Raw genomic sequence first — 6,215 nt, 5'->3', positions numbered from 1 at the left:
TGCTGGTAGCACCTTTTCTCTACAACAAGCACTACCCAAGCTGTACAGAACGCCATGCGCGCATGATGAAGCACAAAACGAGCCATGCTCTGAGTTTTTTGAGTAGTTATTTACATTCACATGGGTTCCAGGCAACATCCTAATGTATAGCCCTACTACCCTTAGAGCATGGCTCAGTGCCCGGGCGTTTTTAACCTTCACCGATAACACACAAAAAGGCCCAGCTCAGCATTAAATTCTCACAAATCAAAATACCGGCCTACTTAAGCAAATGCAGACTACAAAAGCACAATATACATTAAATGAATTAGAACTTAATCCCCGAGATTAGCCTTATTCTGTATCTTGCATCTTCATAATGATCATTTTAAATTTTTTAAACTATTTGCATGCAACAGGTATGCGTCAACAGTTTGTGAATTGATTTCCATGATAAAACATATCTATATTAGGATATATACTATTTTTACAAATTTAAATTCTATAAAAAATAATTCTTTAATCTTATTTCATAGAAATTTCTTGTATTTCTTATAATATCGTGCCATAGTGAAGCGTTAATGATTTAATCATTGTTTGATTTAGGGGTGCATACGTGCTGCCCTGCTGCATATACTGTTCGGATATTGTAGAAAGTATGAGCTATTTTTTATGCTGGAAAAATCCGAAAAACAAGATTCCTAGTCAAAGTTATAGTGCATTTGCTTTTGGTAATTAAGGAGAACATATGTTGTCAAGGATAAATAAAGGGTTAGGTTTTCAGGTTTTTGAGGGAAGTACAGATGAAGGTCCTAATAATAAACTACCATCCCTGCATATCCCAGAATCGGCGAGGAACCTGGGGGTAGTTGTTGGAGTTTGCTGTTTTGCTGTGCTTCTCTTTAGCTCGTTGCTGTATGTAGTTTACTGGATATCTATGGCCCTATGTGTTGTTTCCGCACTTTTTCTTTTCATCGACTATGTTGTTGCTGCCTCCGCTTACCTAGCTGCAAGTAAAGATTTTTTACCTTTTATAAGTACTCCAGAGGATAGGCTTCAATATTCTGAATATATCTTAAAAAAAAGGCACGGAGAGGATTTCCATAGTGAAATTTCCAGTGATTGTAATGACCACCATCCTCTTGACAACTTAGCTATAACTGTACCATTTGCGTTCGTCGTAGCCTTACTAATGACATTATCTTTAGGATTTGCCGCCATTGTTGCTGCTTTTAGCGTATTACCGCCACTTTTACGCAAAGGAACCCATAACATCTATTACAAGACCGCAATGATAGTGGAAACGACCAGGATACAAGAAGCTATAGCGGATATATACAATTCCCGTGCTCAAAGAACGGTATTCGATGACTTCGCTGATAGCGAGAATCTTGGATGTAATGGTAGTATGCGCGCTTCCTTTTCTCCTCAGGACACTGTAGACATTCCTATGGATGAGGAGCATAGCTCCCCAGCTTATAATCATAAAGTTTCTATAGAACGTGCTATGAACGTTTTTTATGGACGTCTTTAGAGAATGTGCTATGTAGTAAAAGAGCTTATTAATAGCTTGTATAAGGTACTTTTTATAGGCGTTATTGGTTATAGCATTTACCAATGGAAGAAGCTACACTACTCATACGCCCACTTACTTTAGGTGGGCGTTCTGTTACAAAAAAAAACACCAATCGAAGCCTGTTCGGGTTGAGGTTCCACCAGATGCTCCTCCTGAGAGAGGTCTTGATATAATGCCCTACGCAGGGTGCTATTTTTGAGCAGGTCTCTGAAAAACGCTTCCGGAGATACTTGCAGTGGAGCCATTGCGTACTGCAGTTTTGTAACATTCATGTCCATGCGGATGCGTTGAACGTGAACAAGGGTAGGATCTGGTACGTGCGTATCTTTAGGAGTAAAGACTCTCCGTCTATAGAGCCGATGCTTCAATCTGAGTAGAAGACGTCCTAATGGAGGACACATTCTAAACAGTAATGATGGTGAGGTCTTTATATTGCAGTCTGCTGGAGTGATGATTGTCAAGTTTAATGAACAGTTATCATAGAGAACTCGTCCCTCTTTTTGTGTAGATATCTCGTATTTCAGCGCTGCATTTACTTTGAATGCAGGAGTCTTTTCTCCTTCTGTAAATTGCGGCACTTTAAGTAGAAAGTCCAAATTCTCACAGACTACAACACGCTCCGGTGTTATCGCATCTACGTATTTTATATTGCTACACGCTGATACATAGATGCGATTTAGTGTGGCACCTGCGTCGCTGAATAAGTATTCTCTATCCAAAGCATGTTTTATAGGCCAAATTACATTGGAACATATCCAGGCTGACGGCCCTCCTTGGTGGCAATGGCTTACTATTTCATCAAGCAATCTAATGTCTGGGACAACCCCATGACGATCATCTCGGAACATTTTTTGCAGCATGGCTATCGCGAGACTTCTTTCGCGATAGCGACGCAAAAATACTTCTCTACTTACTCCATACGTTCTCTGACATACAAGATTAAGGTTAGTAATGCTCGATGGTTTTAGTTTCCTTTCCAGTTTTTCAAGATGAGCTCTTACATTTTGTCTAGGGTAAAATGTTCCATTGATGCACCAGTCACATCTATGCATATCGATTAGAAACTGATTGCCGTACAAATTAGACTTGTTTTGATACGAATCGCAAAGTGCGCTGTGGAAGGAAAATCCCGATGCACTTTCCAGCCATTTTTTCTTTTGATAATATTTTAAACTTACATCTATAGAAGGGCGATGATCCGTACGCTGAGCTCTATCCTTATTTGTATCAGAGCTGTTGTGTGTGCGGATATGTACAGCATTAACCTCATCTTCTGCCTTAGGGGCAGTACTATTAGACGTTGAAAAAATTGAGATTATCCTAAAAAACAGTGCTCTCAAGTAATTCAGGATACCGCTGCCAGTTTTTCTAGATCCATTGTGAGTATTCTTTTTACGCACCTTAAACCTCCATGTTACACAATATGCAGCTTTGCTATTTTTCCTTTATCATGTGGATGCGCTAATCTGCGTGTGATAAGTAGTAATGACGCGCGCTGTAGTGTAGTTGTTCCAACGATGAACATGCAAAATTGCTGCAATAGTTTCTTCCTCCTTCTGAAGTGCATTTCCCACATTTCATGCTTTACATAGTGCAGCGCATTTTTGAAAAAACACGATACTAGTACGACATCTGCGGAAAACCAGTAATTGTTTCTACTCAAGGTATCTGAATCATGACGACCACTTTCTTTACGGCAATTGTGAAATTCCTCACATATGTGATACACGTCGCGTTTTTTGTTTTTGCTTCATGAATGGATTACCAGATCCAAGGGCATTGCTATACTTCACTACGCAACACTACTGTAAGTGTCGTTAGCATATCATGAAATTATTAAATAATATCTAGAATATGTTGTGCAAAAGATGCATATAACAACTTAATAGTGAATTTCATGGAATTTGTGGGTAGTTTTCTATCGAAATACGTGTTTTAGTAACGCCATAGCTAGGGTAAGATTGCTTTTATGTAATCAGCCAAACTCAAAGCCATACTGTTTGTTCTGTATGCAATGAAGATGAAGAAGACATATTTTGGCGTCAGGAAAAGTATGAAGTTCCATATGTGGGCTATTTAAGTCTTCCCTTGCATGTAATAGTCCCACATTGCCTGGATTTTTCTTAACATTAGCTAATTATACACCAGACTCATAGATGCACTACGCGTAACCAGTCATGTTATGTAACACCTGTACATGTTCTCTGGGGAGTTCCTTTATGAAACGAGACATTTTCATGGATTGGCTCCAGTTATTGATTTCTCTCATTGCAGCACATGATATGTATAGCTGCTCCCTAGCCCTTGTTATGCCAACATAGGCTAAGCGCCTCTCTTCTTCCAGAGCATTTCCAGTTATGTCATTCATGGATTTTTCGTGTGGGAAGACTCCTTCCTCCCATCCCGGGAGGAAAACCAACGGGAACTCCAATCCCTTTGCGGCATGTAATGTCATAACGTGTACGTAGTTATTGTCCTCTTCAAAAGAATCATTTTCTGCCACCAAGCTAATGTGTTCTAAAAACTTCGACACATCATCAAATCCTGATACAGCTGAGAATAGTTCCTTTATGTTTTCTATTCTTGATAGACCTGACTCTCCGTCTTTTTTTAGAGATTCTATGTATCCAGAGTCATGAGCAATAGCTTTTAGTACATTGACGGATGAATCTCTACTTAACATTTCTCTCCAATCATCAAACTGCCTGAGAAGATCTTGCAGAATGTTGGATGTATTATCAGATAGTAATCCATCTTTTATCATTGAGTGTCCAGCTTCCGTTAAGGAGATACTGTGTTTTCTCCCATATGCACGAAGCTTATTGACAGTAGAAGTTCCGAGCTTGCGTTTGGGTTTATTTATAATTTTCTCAAACGCTATGTCGTTATCGGGATTGACTACTACTTTGAGGTATGCAACAAGATCTCGGATTTCTACCCTATCGTAGAACTTGGTTCCGCCGATAATTTTGTAAGGTATACCATATCTCACGAAGAATTCCTCGAAGACTCTAGTCTGAAAGCTGGCTCTGACTAGAACGGCAGTTTCACTAAATTTATACTCGTAAGAGTTCTTAATATGCTCACTTATGTATTGAGCTTCAAGCCGTCCATCGAAGAACTTCATTAAACCAACTTTCTGTCCTGCCTGATTATGTGTCCATAATGTTTTTTTAAGGCGGGATTTATTGTTATCAATTATCGCTGATGCTGCGGCTAATATGTTAGATGTTGATCTGTAATTACATTCCAGCCTTATTATCTTGGCGTCTGTGAAATCATCTGAAAATCTGAGTATGTTGCCTACTTCTGCCCCTCTCCAGTTATATATGGATTGATCATCATCTCCTACACAGCACAGGTTTTTATGTCGACGCACTAATAAGCGAAGCCACAGGTATTGTATTGTATTGATGTCTTGATACTCATCAACCATAACATATCGAAGGTATTCTTGATAATGAGCAAGTACGTCAGGATTTGTACTAAGTATAGTAACGTTGTGAAGTAATAAATCACCAAAATCAGCGCAATTTAGGGCTTTAAGGCGTTCTTGGTATTCTTCATATACCCTAAGAGCAAAACTGTTAGAAGATCTTTGTAATTCTGTTTCAGTAATATCATGCGGCAATAGTCCTTTCTCTTTCCACCTCTGTATAGTATGAAGAATGCCTTTGCATTCTGTTGCTGGATAACCTTGATGCATGTCAGCTGCTATTGTTTTTATTATCTGTAGCTGATCATCAGGGCTTATTATCGTGAAATTGCTGCTTAATCCCACCAATTCTGCATGGCTACGCAAAATACGTGCAGCTATTGCGTGGAATGTTCCGAGCCATATGCCAGAAGCACTGACAATATTATTGACTCGAGTATGCATTTCTTTTGCGGCCTTATTTGTGAATGTAACTGCGAGAATTTCGTGAGGCTGTGCATATCCCTCTTTTATTATATGACCCATCCTAGCGGTTATGGTGCGAGTTTTTCCAGTACCTGCGCCTGCCAAGATCAAGACAGGGCCTGATACTTGCAGCACCGCCTCCTTTTGTTCGGCATTTAGGTTGAGCATGAAGTCTGCAGGGTAATGTTCTTCGACTTGCTGAGATGTGTAGCTTGCTTGCGGAAAATCGCGATATTCCATAACTTAACGCTCCTAGAGATGTAGACTGCCGTACAGACGCGGTGTCTTTTTATAGTAACTTAAAGGAGCATACAATCAACAAAAACAAGGATTAAAATCGTTTATTTCTATATGAAACAGCAACTACAAATAGCTATGATAAAGCATAGTAGAAGAAAGCATGAATATGGTGCTGCATTGAATGTAATTAGAAGAAAGTCAGGGTAGCGTTTTTCAGTAAGCTTTTAGATTGTAGAGCGACAGAGTTTTATTTTGCGATAACATGTTATTATACATGCTGTATATATCTTCGCAGTAAAGAAGATGACGATTATTCTGTAGGCAGATTTCCTATAAGCGCAATTGCAATGTGTGACGCAAGCAAACGGTCGGTTTTTGCCAGGTGTAGGTAGGCAGCTATCCCTAATAAGTTGAAAGGTTACACACAAATGAGCATTTTACTACTTAGATATATACCTATATCACAAGTTGCATGGATGCCATTAATAACTGCTTAATACGATATATCTACCCTGCCGG

Annotated in this window: 4 protein-coding genes; 1 reads left to right on the top strand and 3 read right to left on the bottom strand. The window is 39.3% G+C overall.

Annotated elements, in window-relative coordinates:
- Nucleotides 1-201 (bottom strand): hypothetical protein (locus tag KPX09_RS04050; protein ID WP_249549110.1); only part of this gene is annotated, 201 nt, incomplete at its 3' end.
- Nucleotides 202-727: 526 nt separating this feature from the next.
- On the opposite strand from KPX09_RS04050, the gene KPX09_RS04045 reads away from it, so the two are divergent.
- Nucleotides 728-1,513 (top strand): hypothetical protein, encoded by a 786-nt coding sequence (locus KPX09_RS04045; RefSeq protein ID WP_249549109.1) that lies wholly within the window; start codon nucleotides 728-730, stop codon nucleotides 1,511-1,513.
- Between the two features lie 119 nt (nucleotides 1,514-1,632).
- Here the strand turns inward: KPX09_RS04045 and KPX09_RS04040 are convergent, their stop codons facing one another.
- Nucleotides 1,633-2,955, bottom strand: a complete 1,323-nt coding sequence (locus KPX09_RS04040) for a hypothetical protein (protein WP_249549108.1) — start codon at nucleotides 2,953-2,955, stop codon at nucleotides 1,633-1,635.
- Nucleotides 2,956-3,716: 761 nt separating this feature from the next.
- Nucleotides 3,717-5,696, bottom strand: coding sequence for an ATP-dependent helicase (locus KPX09_RS04035; RefSeq protein ID WP_249549107.1), 1,980 nt, complete (start codon nucleotides 5,694-5,696; stop codon nucleotides 3,717-3,719).
- Nucleotides 5,697-6,215: the final 519 nt, after the last annotated feature.

The sequence above is a fragment of the Anaplasma phagocytophilum genome (assembly GCF_023476575.1).
In the GTDB taxonomy this organism is placed as follows: Bacteria; Pseudomonadota; Alphaproteobacteria; order Rickettsiales; family Anaplasmataceae; genus Anaplasma; species Anaplasma phagocytophilum_A.
Note: the sequence above shows the minus strand (reverse complement) of the source record. Positions and strands in the feature narration are given on the sequence as shown.